This is a genomic window from Dysgonomonas gadei ATCC BAA-286 (assembly GCF_000213555.1).
Lineage (GTDB): Bacteria > Bacteroidota > Bacteroidia > Bacteroidales > Dysgonomonadaceae > Dysgonomonas > Dysgonomonas gadei.
Genome location: NZ_GL891984.1, coordinates 43,876 through 70,476, shown reverse-complemented (window position 1 = coordinate 70,476; position 26,601 = coordinate 43,876). Strand labels below are relative to the sequence as shown.

Genomic DNA, 26,601 nt, shown 5'->3' with positions numbered 1-26,601 from the left:
TTCATCTGGTATATTTTAGTATTAAATAATTCGTTTAAGCATGTATAACTCCAATATAAAATATTTGATAGACCCAAAAGTAGATCTATTAATATTTACACCTTATGGAATAGCCCCGATAACTCCAAATATTAAGAGTATCTGTAACCTGAGATTATATTAATCTTTGATATTTATTCCGGTATCCTTCAAAAACTCAGAAGGAGTCTGTCCTGTAAGTTTCTTCATCGTATGAAAAAATGAACTCCTCGAACTAAATCCGCATTCCTTTGCTAAAGCACTAAGTGTATATTGATGGAGCAGTCCCTCCGCAGCCTTTTTCTTAAACATTTCGATCCTGTATTTAGATATGAAATTAGAAAAATTAGTATCCAGGTATTGATTTAAAACCTGCGATATCTTTGTTTTCGGACAATTGATAGCTTGCGCAATATCGTCAAGTTTAAGTTCCGGATTAAGATATGGTTTTTCATCTTCCATATACTGTATGAGCTGCAATTTTATATTCTCCAACTCATCTTTTTCTATTTTCTGGTTCTGGTATTTTGCTTTAGTTGTGTCTTCTTGGTTTTTTGCCGCATTTTTATAATTCCTTAGTCTTCGTATAAACCATTTATAGGTGTAAATAAATAAGATAGCTATAATTACTATTATAAACAAAGCCCAATAAATCAGATATGATTTATCCTTATAAACCACAAACATCTTTTCTGATGAATGATCTCCGGCTTTTCTGATTTTCAGAATATAAGAGCCACTCGGAATATCCGGTATCAAAATCTCATTACCGGCCAGGGTTTTATGCCATGCACTATCCTTTAAGTTTTCCAACTTATATTCATAAACAATTGAGGAAGGGTAATCATATTTGAAGTCAGAAAATTTGAATATGAGATTCTTTTGCGAAGAAGGTAATTCGATTGTTCTACTATATTCCGGAGCTTCGGATAATTTCCGTATTTCATAATCTTCGGGGAAACCATCAATTACAACTTTAGTGATGAGGATGTTATTTTTATAATCATCTTTTACATTAATAGAATCTAAATACAGAAGCCCTTTTTCATTACCCCACCATAATATATCGTTCTCTGTTTTTTGCACTGCTCCATCGTTGAAAGCATAACTGGAAATGCCGTCATGTAAAGAATATATTCTATAACCGGACGAATTGTTATCATATAAGACTATTCCTTTCGGGGTAGACATCCATATCTTACCACGCGCCCCTTCTATGATAGAAGAAACATAATTATCCGGTAAAATATCATGTATTGTGTAGTTCTTATAAGCACTTAAATCAGGAGATATTTTAATAGCCCCCTGATTTTCACACCCTAACCATATATTACCACCAGAATCCTGAAATAAAGTACGAACTATCCCAATAAAAGACAGATCGATAGAGGCAGGTTGTTTAAAAACGCCATCCTGAAAATAGCATATCCCTGCTCTTGTCGCGATCCAGATTCTCCCCGAAGAGTCTTTCAATAAACTATATATATCGTTGGATATGATATCCGAATTCTGAGTATTATAGACAGTATATTTCTTATTATCAAATTCATATTTTATCAGACCTGATAAGGTGCCAAACCATAAAGTACTATCGTCTCCTTTAATAATAGAATAGAACGATGCCTCTGAAAAAACAGGACTGTTATCGAATCTTTTTATCGATTTTGTCTTTGTTTCGAAGAAATTAAGACCACCTCCGTAAGTGCCTATAAGATAGTCGCCATTGAAAGGTAAAATCGATAAAATTATATTTGATTTTAGATCCGGGGTATTATCAATAGTAAACCATTGAAATTCTCCGTTTTGGTTATAAATAAATCCGTTGCGGGCGCCATAAACACCCAATCCGTCATTATCAATATGGAAAGATCTGATATTCAGAAAAGATGAGTTGAAATACCGGTTATCTAACGTCTTAAAATTATTCTCATGAGAAGGCATATAATTCAGTCCACCGGAGAAAGTCCCTACCCAAAACATATTATCTTCAATCAACAACGAATATATGGCATTGGAACTTAATGTATTCTTTTGTGAAGTATTTTGTGCTATTGTCGATATATTTTTATCCTTAAGACTTAACACCTTCAGGCCATTTCCGTTCGTACCTATATATAGCTTATCACTATGATAGGCTATAGTCTGTATATAAGACGTCTCTATAGAGGCCACATCTGTAAATGTATCAGAATTTGTATCGAAGGATATGACCTTACTGCTTTGAGTACCGATATACAATTTATTGTTCACACCAATCAAACATGATAACTTGCTATCGGAGGGATTTTCAAAATTTAGTGTTTGGTTCGAATCCGGATTATATTTGATAAGGGCGCCCAAACATGTAAGCCAACAGTTATTTTTGTCATCTACATATATATCCGTTATTATTTTTTTTTCGAATGAAGTTTTTTTTACAAGAGAAGCTGTAAGGCTATTCTTCTTCAAAAGATATAATCCCCTATCACTCAATATATATACATTCTTATTCTTATCAAAAGCAAGTTTTTTAAAAGAAACATTATCATCGTTTGCAAAAGATAAACGTATGTTCTTTCTCAATCTCCGATCATATTTATACAATTCTCTTTCGGAGAGTATATACAGACTTGTAGTATCAGGTTCAATAATTGAGACTATCGATTTATCTTTGAATTCGTCAAAAAATAAGATTGCAGTACCGTCAAACCTATTAAGTCCGTTTGCAGTCCCCAACCATATGAAGTTCTTATAATCCCGGTGTATACAATTAATTGTATTACTTGTTAATCCTTGTTCTACAGTAAGGTTTCTGAAAGAATAACCATCTGTAGCAAATAAGGACAAACCAGATAAAAATACAAAAACTATAAGAAATAAATTCTTCATTCTCAAATTAGCGGGAAATTAACATCAAATTTTATTAGACTTTATCAAAGTTATTAATAATAAATAGCAGATACAGCAGACTAAATTTTGTTTTTCAGACTTACCTTCTTTATTATTTCTTCTTAAAAAGAATAATACTCTCGTTGTAAAATAAAAATCTAAAGTAAGAAATATTTCACTGATTACAATATTTGCGGTCGGTTTTTAAGAAGCTGTTTGAATTATATCACTTATCTGTTTTTGTTAAAACCTGACACATCTGACAGTTTTCTTAATTTTTTCGGTTGTCATATTTTTCTTCTTTTTGTGTTCGGCTTTTCTTTTCTGTGAAGATGTAAGTACCTGCATATCCTTTTTTGTATGTTCGTTTTTCGGGGGGAACTCTGTGATGGCCTCCGCGCAGGCTTCCAATATTTCTTCCGCCGGATTCAGGATAATTTCTTCTTCAGGTTCTACTCTTTTCTTCAGAGTTTCGGGTTTACTTTTCATTACGCATTCTTTAGCGGACTTCTCCTCTCCTTGCCGGCTCTTATCCTGTCTGTCAAGCAGCATCTTTATCGTACGCAGGTCAGGCGGGCATTCCTTCTTCGTAACTGTTTTTTGCTTGAAGACTAGTTCGCCTGTATGCCCATCGGGGACATAGATGTCTTTTTCTACCGTGGTGTAATAGCCTTCAAGTTTCTTTTTCAGCGAAGCATGCACCATCGTCATTAGTTCGGCTTCGCGGCGCGCTACCGCCTGTTCCACTTCGCTGCGGAAATCGCTTCTGGTATTCATCCAGCAATAATATGTCTCACGGCTGATGCCTGTTGCCTTACATACCTGCGATACGGTGAAAAATTCGTCTTCAAGCAGGTTTACAATCTTTTCTGTCAATTCCGTACTGTACTTTGCCATAATAAATTTTTTAATTTGAATATTAGCATATTAGCAAATGAATTCCGGGTATATCGCTTTGCGCTATTTACAAATCTGCTAATCTGCTAATTTGCTAATCAGTTTCTTTATAGATAAACGGAATTCCTACCCATACAAAATTTTAACATTTTAGAGGTAAGTGGCAAAAGCTTCGCGTCGCGTCGGCCTCCTTCTGTCGGCTACACCGAAACACTACGCTTATAATAGTCAAATTACTCCGTTATAACTCAAACAGCTTCTTAGATTATAACGTAAACAGCATGCAAAAAGGAGTCCATAAATAATTTTGCACTCAGGCAATCAAATCCGAAATATTTTTTCAGGACTTATTAAGCCTCTTAAAAAGGATAAAATAAGATTTACTCTAAGTATTTTTGTTTCGTTAACAAATACTCAAAACAGAATAAACCATAAACTATCATGAAAGATCCCTAACGAAAAATATGAATATAATAAATATAAAAAGTTAACCTGAATGATACCTTAGAAATTGACTCCCTATTTACTATCTTGATATAGTAATCTGATAAATCATAATAATTAAATAATAAATACATGGAAATATGAATGTAAAACCTAATTCTAAATTCCGGAAAAACAAAATTGCATTACTCACCGCTGCCTTTATGCTATGCAGTATATGCAATTCTTTCCTGCATGCAAATTATTCTAATGAGAATCTGTCCGTAAATCAGACAAACCGGACGATCAAAGGAAAAGTTACCGATAAAGTTGGTGACCCTCTTATCGGTGTCTCTGTAACTGTCACAGGAACCACCGTGGGCGCGATGACTGACATCGACGGAGCATACACAATAAATATGCCTCAGGGAGCTACACAGCTAAGATTTAGCTTTATTGGCTTCAAAGAACAAATCGTCGATATCCAAAACAAAACAAATATTGACATCGTGTTAGAAGAAGATAATCAACTCTTGGACGAAGTAGTGGTAGTTGGTTATGGCACTCAGAAGAAAGAGACACTAACAGGTTCTGTTGCCGTGGTAGACGGAAAAGCCATGGAAAACAAAGGAACCCTGTCAAGTCCTTTACAGGCTTTGCAAGGACAAGTTCCCGGTGTTATTATTACTCGCTCCTCATCGGCTCCCGGTGACGAAAGCTGGAGCATGAGCCTTCGTGGAGCTGTATCCAGGAATGCGACATCGCCTTTGATCATCATCGATGGAATAGAATATGAGAGTGCCAATGAACTTCGCCTGTTAAATCCATCGGATATAGAATCTATCAACTTCCTTAAAGACGCGTCTGCATCTATATATGGTAGTAAGGCTGCCGGAGGTGTTGTATTGGTTCAAACAAAAAAAGCCAAAGGCGGTAAAACCCGGGTAGAATATAACGGCTCAGTCTCTGCAAAATTTGTAGGATTAATGCCGGAAATGATGAGTCTCTCCCAATGGGCTGACGCTGTAATACAAGCACGTACCAATGATGGCTATAATAACGATGATGTATGGATGCGATATGCAAAACTGGCTTTAGCCAATAAAGGAAGCTATATCAACCTCGATCATGCAAGTAACCCTATATCCGGTGCTTTCACCGATGTAGCCGATTATGTATTTTTCGATACCAATTGGAACGATATTATGTGGGGGACAGCAGCTTCTACACAACATGAACTGAGCATATCAGGCGGAGGAGATAAAGCCACATATCGCGCGTCTTTGGGTTATATGTACGACGACAGTAACCTGAAATGGGGAGAAAACAATAACAATCGCTACAATTTCCGCTTGAGCAACTCGTTCAAATTGACGAATGCCCTCTCGCTCGAATCGGTTATAGCATATAATCGCCAGGACCAGGTGGCTCCTTCTCAAGTTGGTTCCGTTTTAGCCACTTCCATCCAGCAGCCGGGATTCCCGTCATCTACTGTCGATGGAAAACCATATGCATGGGGTACATGGGGTGCTCCTAACTGGTATGCTGAACTTGGAGGAGAAAACAAACTGAAAGTTTCAGCTATTAATATAAGCGAATCGTTCAACTATTCTTTAACAAAAGATTTAAAAGCAGTCGCAACACTGGGTTATAATACATCAACATCCACACGCGATATTGTATCAAAATCAATTGATTGGTATAATTATGCCGGGACACGTGTTATTAGAACTGCCCCCACTCAAGATAAAAGCTTCTATACAAAAACAAATTCCAGAACAGATTTTTACTCTCTGTCGGGATATCTGGAATGGAGCCGTATTTTTGCAAAAGATCATGACATAAAAGTTATGGGTGGTGCACAATACAATATGAAAGAGTATGAATATTCATACAGCCGTACTGATAATGTAATGCCGGGGTTGGAAATTCCAAATGGAGAAGGAACATCATGGATAATAAATCCCGATAATAAGGATGACAGGGCCAAAAAGAATCAGGAGGCCATCATGTCATATTTTGGAAGGATCAATTATACTTTTCAAAGTAAATATATGCTGGAAGGTCAGTTCCGTTACGACGGTTCTTCCAAATTTCAATCGGATAACCGTTGGGCTGCATTTTGGGGAGCCTCTGCCGGATGGCGTATATCGGAGGAAGCATTCATGCAAGATCTAAGCAATTATGTTAGTAATTTGAAATTGAGAGCTTCATACGGAAACGTAGGAAATCAAAGTGGAATCGATCTTTATGACGGAGTACAGCTATATAATGCATATTCGGGTTCCGGAGCATTAATCGGGAATGGGAAGGTTACTTACATAGACACTAATGGTAAGTTAGTTAGCCAGGACCGTACATGGGAAAGAATACACAATTATAATATAGGGTTAGACTTTGGCTTTTTCGGAGGAAGATTAAACGGTACTGTTGAATATTTCTGGAAAAAGAATAACAATATGCTTGTTAGAAATGCTTATCCTTCAATATTAGGAGACGAAGCGCCTCAACATAATGCGGGTAAATTTAAGGGGAATGGATTCGAGGGCAGTTTTACCTGGTCAGACAAGATTGGCAATGTACGCTACAATCTGGGTGCAACATATACTTATGCTAATACCAAGCTGACAGACAATGGAGGAGACGCCGCTCTTGGCCAAGGAATAAAATCGGATAGAGAAGGTTATTCCCTGAATTCAGTTTTCGGATTACGCTATTGTGGCAAAATTCAGACATTGGAACAATTGGATAAATATGTAGCCAAATATAAATCGAATAGTCCTCTGATTGCAAATGCATTGGGTAGTCTGCGCCTGGGAGACAATATGTTTGAGGATGTGAATGGCGATGGAGCTATAACTGTCGAAGACCTTGTATATCTCGGTACAGACGATCCTAAAATATCATTCTCATTTAATATGGGAATAGAATGGAATGGATTTGACCTATCTGCTATATTACAGGGTGTAGGAAAACGTACTATAATGCGTGATAGTCCTTTACGCATACCTATGCGTGCAGTATACATGAATTCATCCACTCATTCTATAGGAAAGGTTTGGAGTCAGGAAAATCCGAATGGCCGCTATCCGCAATATACCAATAACGGCTCACTTAATGATTACAACTATTTTCCTTCATCATGGTCTGCTGAAGATGGATCCTATTTACGCTTGAAGAATATTACGCTGGGATACACTCTTCCTGCTTCGCTGATAGCAAAAACAAAAGTTTTAAGTAAAGTCCGTGTCTATGTTACAGGTACCGATTTGTGGGAACATTCCAAAATTAATGATGGCTGGGACCCTGAAGCAATCAGTAAAACCGGTGAGAACAGTAATGGTTTGAAGCGTTATCCGTTTACAAGAAGCTTAACTTTCGGAACTAACATCACATTTTAAAATTTGAAACAATGAGAAAATATTATATATTTTTACTTACTATCATTATAGGACTGGTATCTCATTCGTGCCTGGACCTGGATCCTAAAGATCAGTTAGCAGAAACAAATCTGTGGCAAAGGCCAAACGATTTCAAACTATTTGCAAATCAGTTCTATGGTTGGACAAGAGACTTCTCCAGCAGTGTATATGATGCTCCCCATTCCGACAAACGTTCAGATATCATACTGGACAGTAACGATAAGAACAATGTATACAGACTGGGTACAAACGGCCTGACAGAAACGGATAATAATTACAATGATGCTTATAAGAGAATCCGCCGGACCAATCTATTGTTGAAAAATGCGGAGACTTATGCTAAACAAGTAGACATTGCCCAGTATATTGGCGAAGCCAGATTTTTCCGGGCTTATTGCTACTACGATCTCTTACAGCTATTCGGAGATGTGATCGTCACAGATAAACCATTGGATATTACTGATCCTGAACTTTATGTTGCACGCAACAATCGCAGCGAAGTTGTGGATTTTATGATTGCGGATTTGCAGGATGCAGCTTTAAAACTACCCGCTACCGCTTCTGTTGAAAACGGCAGGATAGGAAGTGAAGGAGCATTATCCTTCTTGTCCAGAGTGGCACTATATGAAGGCACATGGCAAAAGTCGCGTGGAAATACTGCTCGTGGTAAAGAATTGCTCGACATTGCAGCAAAGGCAGCTAAACAGGTTATCGACAGCAGGAACTTCGAATTATTCAAGCCGGCTATATTAGGTGATAGTGTGCAGAAATATATGTTCATACTGGAAGATGTTAAATCAAATCCGGCCGGATTACAGAAAAGTGCGAATAAAGAGTACATTTTCGCTCGTCGTCATGATGAGACATTATCTCCTATCGGAAAGAATATAACAAAAGAATGCCTCATCAATGTTCAGCAAGTTTCCCGTAAATTTGTAAATATGTATTTATGCGATAATGGTTTACCTATTGAATACAATAGCACGACAAATCCTCGTTTCCAGGGATATACAAAGATCGATTCTGAATTCCAAAACCGGGATAACCGCATGCGTTATACATTAGCCAGGCCCCACGATACTTTTTGGAGCAATGAAAACCCTCGTGTTACCTGGTCGGGAGATGAAGCCGATCTTGCTTCTGCCAGTATCAAAGACTTTAAACCCGGTAGCGGAAGCGGTTATGCAAACCAGAAATGGAGTACGGAAAGAAAGGTAAATACAAATTATGAAGGATATGACTACCCGATCATACGGTATGCCGAGGTCCTTTTGAACTACGCCGAAGCTCTGTTTGAACGAGACGATGCTATTTCAGATCAGGATCTGGATATATCTCTCAATCTGGTACGTCTGCGTGTAAATTCATCAATGCCAAAACTGTCAAATGATCTGGTGAGTGCAAACGGATTAAACATGCGTACAGAGATCCGTCGCGAACGTACTATAGAGTTATATAATGAAGGTTTCCGTATAGATGACCTGAAGCGCTGGAAAACAGCAGAAACTGAAATGCCGATGGACTTCATAGGTATTAAATGGGAAGGAACAGAATTTCAGACTGTATATTCAAATCCAGGTTATAGCAGGAATGCAGAAGGATGCCTGATTATTGAAAATGGACGTAAATGGGCAGAAAAGAATTACTTATACCCTATTCCGGCCGATCAAAAACGTTTGAATCCAAATTTGGGACAAAATCCGGGTTGGGGAAATTAATTAACAAAAATGCAAGTTATGAAAAAGCTTAAATTATATACAGCGTTAATGCTGCTATTTACAGGATGTATACTACTTACATCTTGCGAGGATAAAGATTACACAACAGGAATGCCTGAAGCAAAACTGATTGATGAAATATCTATTGACAATTTTAAATCAGAGACTTTATTCCTGGCAGTTAATATGGACTCTGTTTTGAAATGGACTGTCAGTCCTGCCAAACTGGAAGATAAAAGTATCATCTGGAAATCTTCGGATGAATCTGTGGCTACAGTATCGCAAGATGGGAAAATTACAGGAGTATCAGTTGGTGAAGCTGTGATAACTATTGCTCCCGGTATTGGATTTGGTGCAACAAATGCAGTAAAGTCTATTCCTGTAAAAATTGTATCGTCAATTATAAAAGCCACCGATATTACATTTTCAAATACAGAGACTTCCATCTATGAAACAGATGATCTTCCTTTGAAATATACGATTTCCCCCGCAGATCATACTTATGACTACCTCACATGGGAAAGCAGCAATCCTTCTGTTGCAACAGTTTCTGACAAAGGAATAGTTACAGGTGTTAAGGCGGGAAATGTTACAATCACAGCCCGCACACATGATGGAAGTAAAGTATCGGCCAGTTATGATCTTACAATTATTGCTTATATTTCCGCGGAGAAAGTTGAGATACAACCATATAATGATCTGCTATGTATTAATGCTCCTGTTATGCTGAATGTGACTTACACCCCGGCTGATGCAACTCTGGGTTCAGTTGAGTGGACATCTAGTAATGAAAGTATACTTAAGGTAGATAAAGGATTACTCACCCCGGTTGGGTTTGGTCCTGTTGAGATTACAGCCAAATGTATAGAAACCGGTTATCAATCGAGTGTATCCGTAACAGTAGATCCGGGATGGTATAAATGGGATGCTACGGATGGATTTAAAGGTTGGTCAGTTGTTACTTCAGGAGCAAGTTCGGTAATAGCGAACGGAAAGATGACTGTAACTATGTCTAAAGGGACAAAATGGCGTGCAGATATTAAATATAGTGAGTCGCCAATTTCTTTTGGAGGCAGCCGTCCTATTCTTGCTATAAAAGGAACTATGCCATCATCAGGCAGCCGTAAATGGGATGCCGTAGCCGTCACATCCGAAGGGAATGTCAATAGTGGAGGACCTAATCAGACAGGAATAAAAACAGCGAAAGATAAAACACCTGTTTACTATTATGATATGACCGCAAAAATACCGGCATTAGCTACAGGCTTATTCCCATTCTCTACTTTCCAGTTCAAAATGGCTGACTTCCCTCTGGAAGATTCTAACGGTACATACGACATATACTGGATCAGGACATTTAAAGATGAAGCGGACTTGAATGCATTTCTTGCTGCCGAATAAATCCAGATAAAATATGTAACCGGTCTATTGACGGCCGGTTACGTATAACCGACCATTACAAAAAATAAAGTAATCATGAAAAAAATATTTATATATTCATTAATGTTTATCGCCACTACAACCTTTGGAGCATGTAGCAGTGAAATAAAAGACGGAACTACTGATATTGACAGCTGGCCCGATCCGGTTGAAGAGTTCGATGTGAAACTATCGCACCCCTGCATGCTTCACACTGCTGCCGATTTCAAACGTGTAAAAGAAAAAGTTAATGCGAATGCACAACCTTGGACTGACGGATGGAACATATTAATTGCAAATGATAAAGCACAGGAGACCTATACAGCTAATCCTGTTGCAAAATTGATCAGAGGCGGAGGATCAAAAGAAGAACCTGAAGCCGACAATTACAGTAAAGCAATGTATGATGTTGCAGCTGCATACCAACTCGGTTTAAGATGGAAAATTTCCGGAGACGATAAGTATGCAGACGCTGCTGTTAAAATCCTAAACGCATGGGCTACCACTTGTAAATCTATCAATGGCGACTCTAACAAATACCTGGCTGCGGGTATATATGGTTATCAATTTGCCAATGCTGCTGAAATTCTTCGAGATTATTCAGGTTGGGCTGCTGCCGATTTCAATGCATACAAGACATGGTTATCAGATCTGTTCTATCCTTTAAACAAAGATTTCCTGGAAAGGCATAATGGAACATGTATTTCGCACTACTGGACCAACTGGGATGTTTGTAACATGGCATCAGGCCTTGCAATAGGTATCCTGTGTGACGATAAGGAGAAGATAAATTATAATCTCAATTATTTTAAAAAAGGTGCAGGAAACGGCGGTATCAATCAGGCTGTAACATCACTACATACACTTAATGGACAGGTATTGGGGCAAGGACAGGAATCGGGACGTGACCAGGGACACGCAACATTGGTGATTTCGTTGTATGGAGCATTCTGCCAGATGGCTTACAATATCGGGGTAGACTTGTTTGCATATGATAATAATAAGTTATTGGCTCTATGCGAATATACAGCCATGTATAATGTAGATACAACTATTGCAGATACGGATATGCCTTTTACCAAATATACAAATTGTGAAGGTGAAACGCATACAATTATTTCAAATGTAGGAAGAGGAACACTACGTCCTGCATGGGAACTCATATACAACCACTACGCAAAGGTGAAAAAGATTTCTGCTCCATGGTCTCAGAAATTTGCAGAAAAAGTGAGACCTGAAGGTGGTGGAGGCAACTATGGCCCAAATAGTGGAGGATATGACCAAATGGGCTTTGGTACACTAATGTATACTCAGGAATAAATAAGCATTGACCGGAAGCCTCTTTTTATAAGAGAGGCTTCTGAATTTAAATTTTATCGTACCGGAAAACATGAGAAAGCTAATTTTTATAATCTTTATATCAATTATTGGTAACATGCAGGCGTCTGAATGGCAATGGTCTGTAAAGATCAGGGATTATGTATCCCCGGAAACGAATGCCTGCCCCGAAGCTTTTTTATGGATACCGTCCGATTGCAAACAAGTACGAACCATCGTAGTCGGACAGCATAATATGTGCGAAGAACCAATATTCGAGCACCCAACTTTCAGAAAAACGATGGCTGATCTGGGATTTGCAATCATATGGATAACTCCTGGGATAGATCAGTCCTGGGATGTAGCAAATGGCTGTCAGAAATATTTTGATGTCATGCTAAATAATCTGGCTGATGTTAGTGGCTATTCCGAATTGAGTAATGCACCAATCGTTCCTCTCGGACACTCTGCTATGGCCACATTCCCGTGGAATTTCGCCGCGTGGAATCCTGATCGTACATTAGCCGTTGTTTCGTATAAAGGAGATGCCCCACGCACAAATCTGACGGGTTACGGAGGGGAGAACCTTGAGTGGGGGAGAACCCGCAATATCGATGGCATTCCGGGATTGATGATTGAAGGAGAATATGAATGGTGGGAAGCCAGGGTAAATCCGGCACTGGCTTTCAGAATGATGTATCCCGAAAGCTGTATCTCTTTTCTTTGCGATGCCGGGCACGGACATTTCGATGTATCTGATGAGGTTGTAAATTACATCTCCCTGTTTTTAAGAAAAGCAGCACAATATCGTTTACCTGAAAAACAACCATTAGATAGACCCTCTCAACTAAGGAAAGTCGATATAAAAAAAGGATGGCTTGCCGAACGTTGGCACCCTGATCATAAAAAACGTGAACAAACAACTCCTTTTTCAGAATATAAGGGAGATAGCCATGATGCGTTTTGGTATTTCGATAAAGAGATGGCTGACCAGACAGAAGAATATTACGCAAATGAAAGGAACAAAAAGAATCAATATATAGGATTTACGCAGAAGGGAAAATTTATTAATTATCAAAATACGCATGCGGGATATAGCATGGAATTCGAACCTGAAAATGACGGTCTGACTTTCCATATATCACCATTATTTGTGGATTCATCAAGAATACGCCCATCAACCAATCGTTCTGCAAATGGGAACATTAGAGTAGACCGCATTTGCGGCCCTGTTGAAAAAATAAATGATACGACATTTACGGTCCGTTTCTATCATATGGGCCTGAATAATCAGAGAAGAACAAACGACATCTGGTTATTAGCTTCTAACTCTGGAGATAAAGAGTATAAAAGTGCTGTACAACAAATCAATATAAAAATACCATATCCGAATAAAGATGGTAAAAAGCAAGTTATTGAATTCGAACCGATAAAGAATATACATAGAGATAGTAAACCGGTAAAACTTAATGCGGTCTCTGACAGTGGACTTCCTGTCTATTATTATGTAAAAGAAGGCCCTGTAAAAATTGAATACAATAAACTGATTATAAACAAGATCCCTCCTCGTGCCAAGTATCCTGTAAAAGTTACGGTCGTGGCATGGCAATATGGACGCAACACAGGAGCTAAGGTACAAACAGCTGAACCCGTTGAAAGATCGTTTAATATAGAATATTAATAATATAAAGGAATAATAAAAACCATGAAAAAAGGTCTGAATATTTTAATGTTGTTTTGTTTATTCACAATTGGGCTGCAAGCTCAAATCATTATAGAGTCTACCCGGTCACAGGTAACATCTCCGGACGGTAAGTATATCTTCGATACTTATCAGAAAGAATTTCCGAAAGGGAAAAAACAGCTCTATTATACCCTCTCATATAATAACAAAACCGTTATCGAGGAATCAGAGCTAGGTGTATTAATAGAAAATCAACTATTTGAATCAGCATTAGCTATCCCAAACGATACTTTTAAAATATGGGGAGAAAACCTTACCCTCACAGGAAAAACTGAAAATAATGTAAATACTGTATGGAAACCTGTATACGGAGAACATGCTACTATTCGAGACCATTACAATGAATTAACTCTCAAATTCTTCAAATCCGGTGAAAATACAGGAGAACATGAAGGGGGGTACGACAAACGCCGGTACTATATGATGAACTTTATTATCCGTGCCTATAACGACGGAATTGCGTTCCGTTATCACTTCCCTGAAGCAACAAACGGATTATTCCTTCATATAACCGGAGAACAAACACAGTTCACATTACCCGAAGGTACAATGGCATATTATGAGCGCTGGGCACAAGGGCCATATTCGCTTTTGCCTTTGAAAGACTGGACAGACGAGTGCGAGCGCCCTTTAACGATGAAACTGCAAAATGGATTAACAGTTGCTCTTGCCGAAGCAGAAATGATCGATTATGCCCGTATGAAATTCCGACTGAATGATAAAAAAGCAAATACATTACAGGCATCATTATATAGTTCAGTGGACGTTATCACTCCATATAGCACTCCCTGGCGTGTAATTATGGCAGCAGAAAAGGCAACCGACCTGATAGCTAACAACGATATAATATTAAATCTTAATCCCGAAAATAAGATAAAAGATACCTCATGGATAAAACCCGGAAAAGTAATGCGTGTTGCTAAACTGACACAGGAAGACGCTAAAAAATGTGTTGACTTTGCTGCCGAACGTGGTCTTCAATATATTCACATCGATGCAGGCTGGTATGGACCTGAAATGAGTATGAGTTCAGATGCCACAACAGTTGCCGAAAACAGAGATTTTGATATCCCGGCATTGGCTGCTTATGCTTCATCGAAAGGCATCGGCCTGATGGTATATGTCAATCAGCGTGCACTTGTACAGCAGTTAGATGAAATACTCCCTCTTTATAAAAAATGGGGTATTAAGGGTATTAAATTCGGTTTTGTACAAATTGGCAATCAGCATTGGAGTACATGGCTGCATGATGCCGTAAGAAAATGTGCCGAATATGAAATGCTGGTTGATATTCACGATGAATACCGTCCCACTGGCTTCAGCCGTACCTATCCCAATCTTATGACTCAGGAAGGAATTCGGGGGAATGAGGAAATGCCGGATGCAACACATAATACGATATTGCCGTTTACACGTTTTCTTGCAGGCGCGGGGGATTATACAATTTGTTATTACAACAACAGGATAAAAACAACTCATGCCCATCAACTGGCAATGGCTGCCGTTTATTACAGCCCGTTACAGTTCCTGTACTGGTACGATCAGCCATCGGCATACACCGGAGAACCCGAAATAGAGTTCTTTGACAAAGTAAAAACAGTCTGGGACGATACGAAAGCAATAGATGGAGATATAGGGGAATTTGTTACGATTGCGCGCCGTAGTGGCGAAGATTGGTCTTTAGGTACACTAGGAAATAACGAGGCTCGCAATATTACTACTCCCCTCTCTTTCCTAGACAAAGGACAAAAATACATAGCCAACATCTACACGGATGACGATAAGATAGAAACAAAAACAAAAGTAAGGGTAACCCGGCTGATAGTAGACAATACCTTCAGTCTGCAATTCCGGCTAAAAGCAAGCGGTGGTTGTGCCATACATTTTACTCCCGCAACGAAAGAGGATATCAAGAAATACAAGGCATATAAAAAGGATCAGATACTATAAATAATATGAAGAAAATATATATAATAATATTATCACTTTTTTGTCAACTCTCGATAAATGCTCAATCTGTTTATCCGGGGCAACATTTAGACAAAATAAAACAACCACTGAATGGAGAGGTCAAAGCCTTTAGTTTTGATCTGAAAGATGTCCGTTTACTAGATTCTCCGTTCAGGCAAAACATGGAACGTGAATCCAAATGGATATTATCGCTCGGTGTAGACAGGCTTCTTCATAGTTTCCGCAATACAGCAGGAGTTTATGCCGGGCGCGAAGGGGGCTATATGACCATAAAGAAACTTGGCGGATGGGAATCTCTTGATTGTGAACTCCGTGGACATTCCATAGGGCATATTATGTCTGGTTTGGCTTATCTCTATGCATCCACAGGAGATGAACGATATAAGATAAAAGCGGATAGCCTTGTGGCAGGATTAGCAGAAGTACAGGATATATTAATAGAGAACGGACAGAAAGGATATATCAGCGCTTATCCCGAAAACCTTATCAATCGTAATATAGCAGGAAAAAGCGTTTGGGCACCATGGTATACGTTGCACAAAGTATATGCAGGACTCATCGACCAATACCTTTATTGTGATAACAAAGAAGCACTCGATATAATGAAGGAAGCGGCTTCATGGGCATATCAGAAACTAATGCCACTTAGTGAAGAACAACGTGCCCTCATGCTTCGCAACGAGTTCGGAGGAGTAAATGAAGCTTTTTATAACCTGTATGCGATAACAGGAAATCCCGAGCATAAAAAATCAGCCGAATTCTTTTATCATGCAGATGTAATAGATCCTTTGGCAGAACATAAAGCCGACCTTTATTTTAAACATGCTAATACATTTATACCGAAAGTAATAGGAGAAGCCCGTAATTACGAACTGCATAACAGTGAACGCTCAAAAGACATAGCTAACTTTTTCTGGAATACAGTAATAGATCATCAGACCTATTGCACAGGAGGAAACAGCCATAAAGAAAAATTCATACACTCTGACAGCATTTCTAAAAACCTGACAGGCTACACACAGGAAACCTGTAATACCAATAATATGCTGAAACTTACCCGGCATCTTTTCTGTTGGGATGCAAACGCGAAATATGCAGATTATTACGAAAGGGCTTTATACAATCATATTCTCGGACAGCAAGACCCTCAGTCGGGTATGGTCGCTTATTTCCTGCCAATGCTTCCCGGTGCGCATAAAGTATACAGCACTCCCGAAAACTCATTCTGGTGCTGTGTAGGAACAGGCTTTGAGAACCATGCGAAATACGGAGAAGCCATTTACTATCACGATAATAACGGGTTATATGTAAATCTCTTTATTCCATCGGAACTGACGTGGAAAGAAAAAGGAATAAAAATAAAACAAGAAACAGCTTTTCCCGAAGAGGGAAACATATGTTTGACAGTCACTACTGATAAAGATATAAAAATGCCTGTTTACCTGCGTTATCCGTCATGGACCAGTAATGTAGAGGTAAAAGTAAATGGTAAAAAAACGAAGATAAAACAATCTCCATCAGGCTATATCACTATAGACAGAACCTGGAAGAATGGGGATAAAATTGAAGTACATTACCCGATGCACCTGTATTTGACTGAAACAAATGATAATCCTGATAAGGCTGCAATTATGTACGGCCCTCTCGTACTGGCAGGTACAATGGGAACAGAGGGGATGAAAGCGCCTGCACCCTTCTCTAACCCAGAGTTGTATAATGATTATTATACTTACGACTATAATGTGCCAGACAGTATGAAAACAGGATTAAAACTTGATAAAAAGAATCTGGAACAATATATCAAATCAGTTTCCGGAAATCCTTTGACTTTTTATGTAGAAAAAGAAAATGTTCGTTTAGAACCTATCTATAGGATTCATCATCAGCGTTATGTAGTTTATTGGGACTTATTAAAATAAAAGTATGAAAAAGACATCATTGTTTGCAACATTACTCTTAATGGTATTCGTAAATAACCTCGCTTTCACACAGATTGTAACCCATTCTGTACCGAAAGAACTTTATTACAAGATGCATAATGACGATTATACCGTGCAGGTACGGGTTCCGGGAGACCGGGAATGGACAGACCTGTATGAGTATAACGTGAAAGTGGATATGGATACGAAATCCGATGCATCGATGGTTTATTTTGATTTTAACGGTACAGTCGAGATCAAAGTACAGAAGAACAACGGAGATATAAATAAGGCCGTAATTCGTCCGCTATCGAAAGGTGTAATACCACAGATCAATGATAATGTTATAACTTTCATGCTTGATTCACCCAAGAACTTATCGGTAGAATTTAACGGAGACCGCCTCCGCAATCTGCATATTTTCACAAACCCCATTGAGACAGATAAGCCCCAAAAAGATACGGAAGGAATTATGTATTTTGAAGCGGGATTACATAAACCGACCGGTGATGAAGGTGTCTTCAAAATCCCATCGAATACGACTGTTTATTTGGAAGGCGGGGCTGTATTGAATGGAAAACTACTATGTGAGAATGTAGAAAATGTGAAAATATGTGGACGAGGTTTCATCTTGGAACCAACGCAAGGTATTGCCATCAACTTCTCCAAAAATGTGCAGGTTCAAGATATAATAGCCATCAATCCGCGTCACTACTCAATTGCCGGAGGACAGTCATCGGGAATAACGATCCGCAATTTCAGATCATTCAGCAATCAGGGGTGGAGTGACGGTATTGATATGATGTGCTGCCGTGATGTGCTGATAGATAACGTCTTTATGCGCAATAGTGATGATTGTATTGCCTTATACAACCACAGATGGGAATTTTACGGAGGAAGCAGCAACATAACTGTGCAGAATTCCACTCTATGGGCAGATATCGCTCATCCCATAAATATGGGTGGCCATGGAGACCCAAACAATAATCCCGGTGAGGTGATGGAAAATATAACGATCCGCAATGTCGATATTTTAGAGCATGATGAGGACGATCCTCCTTATCAGGGATGTATCTCTATTGATGCAGGAGATCGTAATCTGGTACGCAATGTATTATGTGAAGATATCAGGGTGGAAAGTATACAGGAAGGAAGATTACTGTATATAAAGGTTCGTTTCAATGAGAAATATGATAAACAACCCGGACGCGGTATTGAAAACGTTACGTTCCGCAATATATCCTATAATGGCACGAATGAGAGTTTATGTGTACTCGAGGGGCTAAGTAAAGATCAGATAATAAAAGACATAACCTTTGAGAATATAACCATAAACGGTAAAAGGATTAACAATCTGGATTATTTCCGTCAGAATGAGTTTGTTAAGAATATTCGCTTTAAATAAAAATCAGGAAAATGAAATATATAGTTATCACCATATTTCTCTTAATCACTTATCCGTATTTATCGGCACAGCAAATACCATTACCCTCAAATCTGCCGCAGGCACATCCCCGGTTAATGACCACACCCGGCTATAAACCTACATTGGAAAAGCAGCTAAAGGAAGATATATGGGCAAAAGAAGTGATGCAAGGTATACTGGACAGAATAAACCCCTATGTAGAGAGGACACAGACAGAACCCGACTGGCTTTATTCCCGCCTGATGATGTACTGGAAAAGTAAAGCGACACAAGTATATATCAATGGAGGAGTTTATTCCCATGCCGACGGCGAAGCCCCCGTTCCTACTGTTCGTTTCGGCAGCACACGCGGGGTGAGTTCACCTTTCAGCCGGCCCAAGATAGAAGATATTGTCCCTTATATGGACGATACGAAAGGAGTTTATTTCCGTAATACCTCAAAAGAAAGCAGCCCTCTGGAATGGGTTGACCAATCAAACGTATCGGGAGGAAGTATCGAAAGTGTAAACGAAGAGATAATGCGGATTGCTAAAGATGCAGCTTTTGTATATTGGATAACCGGCGATGAAAAATATGCAAAATTTGCGTTCGATCTGTTCAACACTTATATGATGGGAATGCATTACCGTACCGAGCCTGTCGATTTAGGTAACGGACATGCGCAGACATTAGCAGGGATGTCCACATTCGAAGTAATACAGGAACGTATACTTAACGAACTGGCTTATTTATACGATTTCATCTACCCTTACATACAAGCAAAACATAGTGATAAAACAGATATATATGCCATAACATTCAAAAAGTGGATAGATATATCGATCAAAAACGGTGTTCCCCATAACAACTGGAACCTGCATAAGTCTAAGTTTATTCTTAAAGCGGCAATGGTACTAGAGGATAATAGAACCTATGCAGACGGTAAAGGACGAGAGTATTATATAGACTATATACTGAATAAAACCTCTGCCCGCCAATGGTCACTAACTGACTTTATGAAATACGGCTACGATTATGATACAGGTATATGGAACGAATGTCCCGGATATGCACAGGGCGTAACTAAAGATCTGACCAATTTTATCCGCGATTACGATAATACCTTCAATCAGAATTTACTACCCTATATCCCTGTAATGGTAGAAGCGGTAAAAGTGCTCCCTCAATACCTGTTTCCAAACAACCAGATTACGGCATTCGGCGACACCTATTATGGAGGATTGCATACTGAAGCAATGAGCGATATGGTGCGCATTGCTCAAAAGTATGGTGACAAAGAGAATGAAGTATTATTTACTAAAATGTATAAGCTGTTCGAACCAAATGCAATACAACAGGGTACCCCGGAAAAGTTAGTTCCGCAGGTAGCATCATTCTTTACAAGCAAGCCACTTGCTTTAGATAAAAACATAGAGAAAGGCAAACCTGGTGATTATATTACACAGACCTTTTACGCCCCGAATGTAAGCTGGTTTGTGCAGCGCAATAAATACGATGACAAGCAAAATGGTCTGATGATATCCCAATACGCTTCGTATGGAAACCATGCCCATAGCAACGGTGTTGCCATGGAACTGTATGGCAAAGGCCATATACTGGGAGCAGAATCAGGTATCGGTTCAACCTATTTTGAAAAGCCCTATCTGGAATACTACTCACAGTTCCCTGCGCACAATACGGTGATGGTAGACGGTATATCCAAATATCCGGAAATGCTGAGCAACCACCCCTTCGACTTACTTAGCTGTTATCCCGAATCCAATCAGAAAGAAGGTTATTACAAAAATATAACCTTTTCGGATGTATACTTCTTAGAACCCGAAAGCCGCAGCGACCAGAACCGCCTGTTAAGCATTGTCAGCACAGGAGAGGCAACAGGATATTATGTCGATATCTTCCGCTCGAAGAAACAACGTAATGGAGATAAGTTCCATGACTATTTCTATCATAATCTCGGACAAGAACTTTTTATCCAAAATATAAAAGGGGAAAATTTAAACCTGCAACCAAGCGAAGAAATGGCTTTTGCAGGAGGACATCTTTTTGCCCTCGATTATATGTGGGATAAGAAGTCGGCAAAGACAAACGAGGACTATCAGGCTGTATGGAAAATGAGCTTTCCAGATGGCAACCATATATATATGAATTTATGGATGAAGGGATATCCTAACAGAGAAATATTCTCTATCAAAGCGCCGGCATGCAAAGCATTCCGTAATAATAATAACTTTCCGTATGAAGTAAATAAATCGCCATATCTGACGATTGCAGCCCGTCAATATGGCGAGGCCTGGAATCGTCCGTTTGTATCGGTATTTGAGCCGGCTACCGAGAAAGAAGGTAAATACATCCGGTCGATAGAATCATTTAATGTAAACAATGCTTCCCCCGATTTTGTAGGCTTAGTGGTAAATAGTAAATCAGGCAGGACAGATTATATCTTTTCTTCGGTAAAGGACGAAATGGTTGTTTATAACAATATGGCAGTTAACGGAACATATGCAGTAATAAGTGAGAAAGGTAATGATTTTACCTTATTCTTAGGCAATGGAACATTGGTAGAAGGTAAAGGCTTTAAAATAGAAGCGGCTGAAAAAGTAAATGCTGTACTCGAATATAAAAACGGGGAATATTACTTCACCTGCGATAAGCCTGTTACAATAAAAACAGAAAAAGGTAAGCAAATCAATAAGGATAAGACAACTTATCAAAAGATAAAGCTATGAAGAAAAGCATATTTATATCGATAACTATCCTGGCAGTTGGTTTCTTCTGCTTGAACCGGGTACAAGCAGCCTCTGTACATATTTCCAGCCTGAAGGAATTAGTTTATTACGCTCACGAAAGTAATAATAATGTCAAACTGAAACCGGGTGTATATAGATTAACCGACTATTTGACCCCCGATTCGATAGAAGCCAAGTTAAAAAGGAATGATTTTCAATATATTACTTTCAAAGGGAATAATAATACATTCAATCTTGAAGGTGTCCATATAGAAATAGATACCAAACTACGGGAACTGCTAAAGTTCCCCATTCATACAAATGAAATAATAGTATCCGGAAATGGAAATATACTAAAAGGGCTGAAAATAACCTGCATAGGAAATGGCCTTTCTCCCGGGGGAGCCACGTTTGAAGTAGCAGGAGAAAATAATAAGATAGAAGATTTTAATATTACAGTCCGGGGTTCTTTTCCGTATGGCTATGGTGATTTGTTCGGTAAGGGAGGTCCCGATGTCATAAGGCATAAGAAGCAAAGCGGATTCCTTATCACAGGCAGTTATACGCGAATAATCAGGTGCAAACTTTTTATGCGTTCGTTCGGACACGGCTTTTACATCCAGAAAGAAGCGGGTAATATATATTTTGAAGATTGTTATGTAGAGGGAGAAGTCCGTCCGACAGACGAAATAATAAAGGAAACATCAGGTCCTGCTTTCGATGTTAAATTCCGGACATGGACTCCTAACAGGGAAGGAAAATATATTGTGACTCCCGGTTATATGAAGTCCCTTTGTGAAGACGGTTTCCGCACATACGGGCAAAATAAGAGTATCCATTTCAAAAACTGCGTTGCAAAAAACACGCGCGGAGGATTCGAATTACGCACAAATGGAGGCGTCACTTTGGAAAATTGTTCTGTAATCGGCGTAGAAAGAGGCTTTTGGTTTGGAAACAATGCTGTGGCTAAGAATTGCAAAGGTGATGCCAACTATGGCCCTCTACTATTTATGGAAGGTAGTAATGCGAATGTTGAAATAGAAGTATTACCCGATGAGTCGGACAGAATTGTCCATGCCCTGGCAACCATTCAAGGAAATAATAATAAGATAATATTAAAATCTTCAAAAGGCAAGAATAGGACAAAGCCTTTATCTATACTGATAGGATATACCCATCCCGAACATGGAGAAGCAATGTCTCCATATGGAGAGGGAAAATGCACAAAACTCCAATTTAAAAATACAACCGGTATGCCGGTCATTGTCGGCCCTATGGTAAGCGATTGTATTATTGAAACAATAGGCGCTATTGGAGAAGACGAAGGGCAAAATAATACTATAAAATATCTGAAATAAACTATGAAAAGAATAGCCATCATATTAAACCTGTTGGTTTGCCTGATATCCAATGCCCAAACATACAAATCGCAAGTCTGGGTAGCAGATCAGGGTAACGGGACATACAAGAACCCTATACTTTATGCCGACTATTCCGATCCGGACGTTATCCGTGTAGGGGATGATTATTATATGACAGCCTCCAGTTTCAACTGTGTGCCGGGCTTACCGATATTACATTCGAAAGATCTGATCAATTGGAGAATTATTAACTATGCTCTTCAGGACTTATACATGGAAGGTGTAGAACCTCAAAATTTCTTTGATAAAGCACAGCATGGCAAAGGTGTATGGGCTCCATGTATCCGCTACCATAAAGGCGAATATATGATCTATTGGGGCGATCCTGACTTTGGCATCTATGTAGTCAAGACAAAGGATATATCCGGGAGATGGGATAAACCGATACTCGTGCTTCCCGGAAAAGGGAGAATAGACCCTAGTCCGCTCTTCGACGATGATGGTAAAGTATACCTTACTCATGCCTGGGCAGGGAGCCGCGCTAATATGAATAGTGTAATGACCCTTTGTGAATTAAATGAGGATGGAACAAAGGCTATCAGTGAGGAAAGTCTTATTTATGACGGATTACTTCATGGTAACCATACAACCGAAGGTGGCAAATTTTATAAAAAGGATGGATATTATTACCTGCTGGCTCCTGCCGGAGGGGTAGAAATGGGCTGGCAGATAGCTCTCCGTTCGAAAAATATATACGGACCTTACGAAATGAAAAAAGTACTCTATCAAGGTAATACGGATATCAATGGTCCTCATCAGGGAGGGTTAGTGGATACACAGACTGGTGAATGGTGGTTTATGCATTTTCAGGATAAGGGGGCATACGGGCGTATAATACATCTGCAACCTGTAACATGGAAAGATAACTGGCCTGTAATGGGTGTTAACGATAAAAATTATTGTGGTGAACCTGTATTGTCTTATAAAAAACCTAATGTAGGAAAAACTTATCCGATACAAACACCTCAGGAAAGTGATGAATTCAATACTCCGAAGTTGGGCTTACAATGGTCGTGGCATGCCAATCCTCAACAGACCTGGGGATATGCTTCCAATTTGGGGTATTACAGAATGTACGGGCAATATTACCCGATATTTTATAATAACTTCTGGGATATCCCGAACCTGTTGATGCAAAAAATCACAGCACCGGAATTTACTGTTACTATGAAAGTAACAGCAGTACTGCAAAATGAAGGAGACAAAGCAGGCCTTATCATGATGGGTTGGGATTATGCATACATAGCTCTGGTAAAAACAAGAGATGGTTATGACCTGGAACAAATAGAATGTAAGGATGCTGAACAAAAAAACAAAGAAAAGGAAATCGCAAGAGTTACACTGAGAAATCTGAAAACTGAAATAAAATATAATTACCATACAAAACTGGAAAATACAGAATTCTATTTTCGGGCATCAGTAAAAGAGGGTGGTCTGTGCTCTTTCTCTTACAGTACAGATGGAAAGAAATTTCAAAAGCTAAGTGAACAGTTTACTGCCAGACAAGGAAAATGGATTGGAGCAAAAACAGGTATGTTCATTTTAAATAAAACAGAAAAGACACAACGTTCATGGATTGATATAGATTGGTTCAGGATAGAAAAAAGGTGAAAATATAAAGTATAAAACATATATGAAACTAAGAAATGTCATTTTAGGAATCAGTACCTCTTTATTACTGTTCTCCTGCACGCAGAAAAACACATCAGAAGACTTTGATGTAGATAAAAACCTGATCTATTGTAATACACAAATACAAAGGACATTATCTGAAATATCCGGCAAGCAGATGATGCCACGCAATATCATGGACAGCCTGACCCATTGGAAACTTGTCCCTATAGAAATTAGTGAATGGACCATTGGCTTCTGGCCCGGCATACTTTGGTATAATTACGAAAACACAAAGAACCCCACAGATGCGGATGTAGCAACTTATTATACCGACTTGCTGGAACCACTCACCAAACTTCCGGCTTATGATCATGACCTCGGCTTTCAGATATTTTGTAGCTATGGAAATGCTTATCGTTTAACCGGAAATGAGAAATATAAGCAGATCATCCTGAATGCAGCCGATACACTTGCTACCCTGTTCAATCCGAAAGTAGGAACAATCCTGTCATGGCCACGCGAAGTAGAACCTAATAATTGGCCGCATAATACAATCATGGATAATATGATTAATCTGGAAATGCTGTTTTGGGCAGCCAAAAATGGCGGTGACAAAAAACTTTACGAAATTGCTACAAAGCATGCAGAGACCACTATGAAACATCATTTCCGTGAGGATGGTGGGAATTATCACGTAGCAGTTTATGACACCATTACAGGAGATTTTATCAAAGGGGTCACCCACCAGGGATATGCCGACAGCACTCTTTGGGCAAGGGGACAGGCTTGGGCTATTTATGGTTACGCGATGGTTTACCGTGAAACACAGGATAAAACCTTCTTACGCTTTGCAGAAAAAGTAACAGATCTTTATTTAAACAGGTTACCAAAAGACGAATATGTACCTTTCTGGGACTTCGATGCACCTAATATTCCAAACGAGCCACGTGATGCTTCGGCGGCGGCAATCGTTGCTTCGGGACTTTTGGAACTATCTCAATTGGAAGATAATCCACAAAAAGCACAAGAATATAAAACTGCTGCAATAAACATGCTCATTGAACTTTCTTCGGATAAATTCCAGAGTGGAGCGTGTAAACCGTCATTCTTATTGCATAGTGTTGGACATTGGCCTAATGGCTCAGAAGTGGACGCTGCGATCAATTATGCAGACTATTACTATATCGAAGCCTTGATAAGGTATAAGAAAATGATGAATGGACTATCTGTTATTGAAAACCTCAAGGGTTAATATCGAATCCTGATTTTTGAAAGAGTTTAGGTACTCGTATTATCATTGTAGCAAAGATAATTTTTGACTTATTCCTTACAGGATTCACCTCCCATTATCCACATTATAATATAATTAAAGCAAAAGAGAGTTTTACACGCTGTGTAAAACTCTCTTTTCTTCGTAGCGGGACCGAGAATTGAACTCGGGACCTCATGATTATGAATCATGCGCTCTAACCATCTGAGCTATCCCGCCAACTTTATGTTAGCGGGTGCAAAAATAGAAGATTATTTTATATAATACAAACTTCCGACTGGAAAATAACAAAAATATTTCCATCCTCTCATTAAATGAAGCTTATAAGCCTATATAAATTCACTAATAAAGATTAAGAACAATATCTTTCATCATAATATTTGCCTTAACATTTTTCTTTTTACTACTTTTGTACTCAATTTGAGTAT

At 38.9% G+C, this 26,601-nt stretch carries 14 protein-coding genes and 1 tRNA gene; 12 read left to right on the top strand and 3 right to left on the bottom strand.

Translation table 11 applies throughout. The annotated features are described in order from the left end of the window. Positions 1 to 159 precede the first annotated feature (159 nt). Both HMPREF9455_RS11840 and HMPREF9455_RS20725 read right to left on the bottom strand, forming a co-directional pair. Entirely contained in the window at positions 160 to 2,886 is a 2,727-nt protein-coding gene (locus tag HMPREF9455_RS11840) for a ligand-binding sensor domain-containing protein (protein WP_006799936.1), read from the bottom strand. A gap of 243 nt (positions 2,887 to 3,129) precedes the next feature. After that, on the bottom strand, positions 3,130 to 3,783 hold the full coding sequence (locus tag HMPREF9455_RS20725) for a transposase (protein ID WP_006799935.1): 654 nt from the start codon (positions 3,781 to 3,783) through the stop codon (positions 3,130 to 3,132). A 584-nt stretch (positions 3,784 to 4,367) separates the two neighbouring features. Here HMPREF9455_RS20725 and HMPREF9455_RS11830 point away from each other — a divergent pair. The 12 genes from HMPREF9455_RS11830 to HMPREF9455_RS11775 all read left to right on the top strand — a co-directional run bounded on the left by HMPREF9455_RS11830 (position 4,368) and on the right by HMPREF9455_RS11775 (position 26,155). Further along, positions 4,368 to 7,607: a SusC/RagA family TonB-linked outer membrane protein gene (locus HMPREF9455_RS11830; protein ID WP_006799934.1), complete on the top strand. Its 3,240-nt coding sequence runs from the start codon at positions 4,368 to 4,370 to the stop codon at positions 7,605 to 7,607. An 11-nt stretch (positions 7,608 to 7,618) separates the two neighbouring features. Continuing rightward, positions 7,619 to 9,346: a RagB/SusD family nutrient uptake outer membrane protein gene (locus HMPREF9455_RS11825; RefSeq protein WP_006799933.1), complete on the top strand. Its 1,728-nt coding sequence runs from the start codon at positions 7,619 to 7,621 to the stop codon at positions 9,344 to 9,346. Positions 9,347 to 9,364: 18 nt separating this feature from the next. After that, positions 9,365 to 10,747 (top strand): Ig-like domain-containing protein, encoded by a 1,383-nt coding sequence (locus HMPREF9455_RS11820; RefSeq protein WP_006799932.1) that lies wholly within the window; start codon positions 9,365 to 9,367, stop codon positions 10,745 to 10,747. A 75-nt stretch (positions 10,748 to 10,822) separates the two neighbouring features. Continuing rightward, on the top strand, positions 10,823 to 12,085 hold the full coding sequence (locus HMPREF9455_RS11815; RefSeq protein ID WP_006799931.1) for an alginate lyase family protein: 1,263 nt from the start codon (positions 10,823 to 10,825) through the stop codon (positions 12,083 to 12,085). Between the two features lie 70 nt (positions 12,086 to 12,155). After that, positions 12,156 to 13,763, top strand: a complete 1,608-nt coding sequence (locus HMPREF9455_RS11810; protein WP_044216130.1) for a hypothetical protein — start codon at positions 12,156 to 12,158, stop codon at positions 13,761 to 13,763. A 24-nt stretch (positions 13,764 to 13,787) separates the two neighbouring features. Further along, complete coding sequence (locus HMPREF9455_RS11805; RefSeq protein ID WP_006799929.1) at positions 13,788 to 15,776, top strand: glycoside hydrolase family 97 protein; 1,989 nt, start codon at positions 13,788 to 13,790, stop codon at positions 15,774 to 15,776. A 5-nt stretch (positions 15,777 to 15,781) separates the two neighbouring features. After that, the gene (locus HMPREF9455_RS11800) at positions 15,782 to 17,716 is read left to right on the top strand and encodes a glycoside hydrolase family 127 protein (protein WP_006799928.1); all 1,935 of its coding nucleotides are present in this window, start codon (positions 15,782 to 15,784) and stop codon (positions 17,714 to 17,716) included. A gap of 4 nt (positions 17,717 to 17,720) precedes the next feature. Then, on the top strand, positions 17,721 to 19,121 hold the full coding sequence (locus HMPREF9455_RS11795; protein ID WP_006799927.1) for a glycosyl hydrolase family 28 protein: 1,401 nt from the start codon (positions 17,721 to 17,723) through the stop codon (positions 19,119 to 19,121). Positions 19,122 to 19,132: 11 nt separating this feature from the next. Further along, complete coding sequence (locus HMPREF9455_RS11790) at positions 19,133 to 21,868, top strand: endo-acting ulvan lysase-like protein (protein WP_006799926.1); 2,736 nt, start codon at positions 19,133 to 19,135, stop codon at positions 21,866 to 21,868. Then, complete coding sequence (locus HMPREF9455_RS11785) at positions 21,865 to 23,226, top strand: right-handed parallel beta-helix repeat-containing protein (protein ID WP_006799925.1); 1,362 nt, start codon at positions 21,865 to 21,867, stop codon at positions 23,224 to 23,226. Before HMPREF9455_RS11790 ends, HMPREF9455_RS11785 begins: the two co-directional genes overlap by 4 nt. A 3-nt stretch (positions 23,227 to 23,229) precedes the next feature. Beyond that, entirely contained in the window at positions 23,230 to 24,900 is a 1,671-nt protein-coding gene (locus HMPREF9455_RS11780; protein WP_006799924.1) for a glycoside hydrolase family 43 protein, read from the top strand. A 22-nt stretch (positions 24,901 to 24,922) separates the two neighbouring features. After that, positions 24,923 to 26,155, top strand: coding sequence for a glycoside hydrolase family 88 protein (locus HMPREF9455_RS11775; protein WP_006799923.1), 1,233 nt, complete (start codon positions 24,923 to 24,925; stop codon positions 26,153 to 26,155). A gap of 163 nt (positions 26,156 to 26,318) precedes the next feature. Here the strand turns inward: HMPREF9455_RS11775 and HMPREF9455_RS11770 are convergent. Then, positions 26,319 to 26,392 (bottom strand) — tRNA-Met (locus tag HMPREF9455_RS11770). Positions 26,393 to 26,601: the final 209 nt, after the last annotated feature.

What these genes read in the sequence shown, in the direction of transcription:
- HMPREF9455_RS11840 (WP_006799936.1), bottom strand. Translation starts at nt 2,886, where the DNA reads ATGAAGAATTTATTTCTTATAGTTTTTGTATTTTTATCTGGTTTGTCC.
- HMPREF9455_RS20725 (WP_006799935.1), bottom strand. Translation starts at nt 3,783, where the DNA reads ATGGCAAAGTACAGTACGGAATTGACAGAAAAGATTGTAAACCTGCTT.
- HMPREF9455_RS11830 (WP_006799934.1), top strand. Translation starts at nt 4,368, where the DNA reads ATGAATGTAAAACCTAATTCTAAATTCCGGAAAAACAAAATTGCATTA.
- HMPREF9455_RS11825 (WP_006799933.1), top strand. Translation starts at nt 7,619, where the DNA reads ATGAGAAAATATTATATATTTTTACTTACTATCATTATAGGACTGGTA.
- HMPREF9455_RS11820 (WP_006799932.1), top strand. Translation starts at nt 9,365, where the DNA reads ATGAAAAAGCTTAAATTATATACAGCGTTAATGCTGCTATTTACAGGA.
- HMPREF9455_RS11815 (WP_006799931.1), top strand. Translation starts at nt 10,823, where the DNA reads ATGAAAAAAATATTTATATATTCATTAATGTTTATCGCCACTACAACC.
- HMPREF9455_RS11810 (WP_044216130.1), top strand. Translation starts at nt 12,156, where the DNA reads ATGAGAAAGCTAATTTTTATAATCTTTATATCAATTATTGGTAACATG.
- HMPREF9455_RS11805 (WP_006799929.1), top strand. Translation starts at nt 13,788, where the DNA reads ATGAAAAAAGGTCTGAATATTTTAATGTTGTTTTGTTTATTCACAATT.
- HMPREF9455_RS11800 (WP_006799928.1), top strand. Translation starts at nt 15,782, where the DNA reads ATGAAGAAAATATATATAATAATATTATCACTTTTTTGTCAACTCTCG.
- HMPREF9455_RS11795 (WP_006799927.1), top strand. Translation starts at nt 17,721, where the DNA reads ATGAAAAAGACATCATTGTTTGCAACATTACTCTTAATGGTATTCGTA.
- HMPREF9455_RS11790 (WP_006799926.1), top strand. Translation starts at nt 19,133, where the DNA reads ATGAAATATATAGTTATCACCATATTTCTCTTAATCACTTATCCGTAT.
- HMPREF9455_RS11785 (WP_006799925.1), top strand. Translation starts at nt 21,865, where the DNA reads ATGAAGAAAAGCATATTTATATCGATAACTATCCTGGCAGTTGGTTTC.
- HMPREF9455_RS11780 (WP_006799924.1), top strand. Translation starts at nt 23,230, where the DNA reads ATGAAAAGAATAGCCATCATATTAAACCTGTTGGTTTGCCTGATATCC.
- HMPREF9455_RS11775 (WP_006799923.1), top strand. Translation starts at nt 24,923, where the DNA reads ATGAAACTAAGAAATGTCATTTTAGGAATCAGTACCTCTTTATTACTG.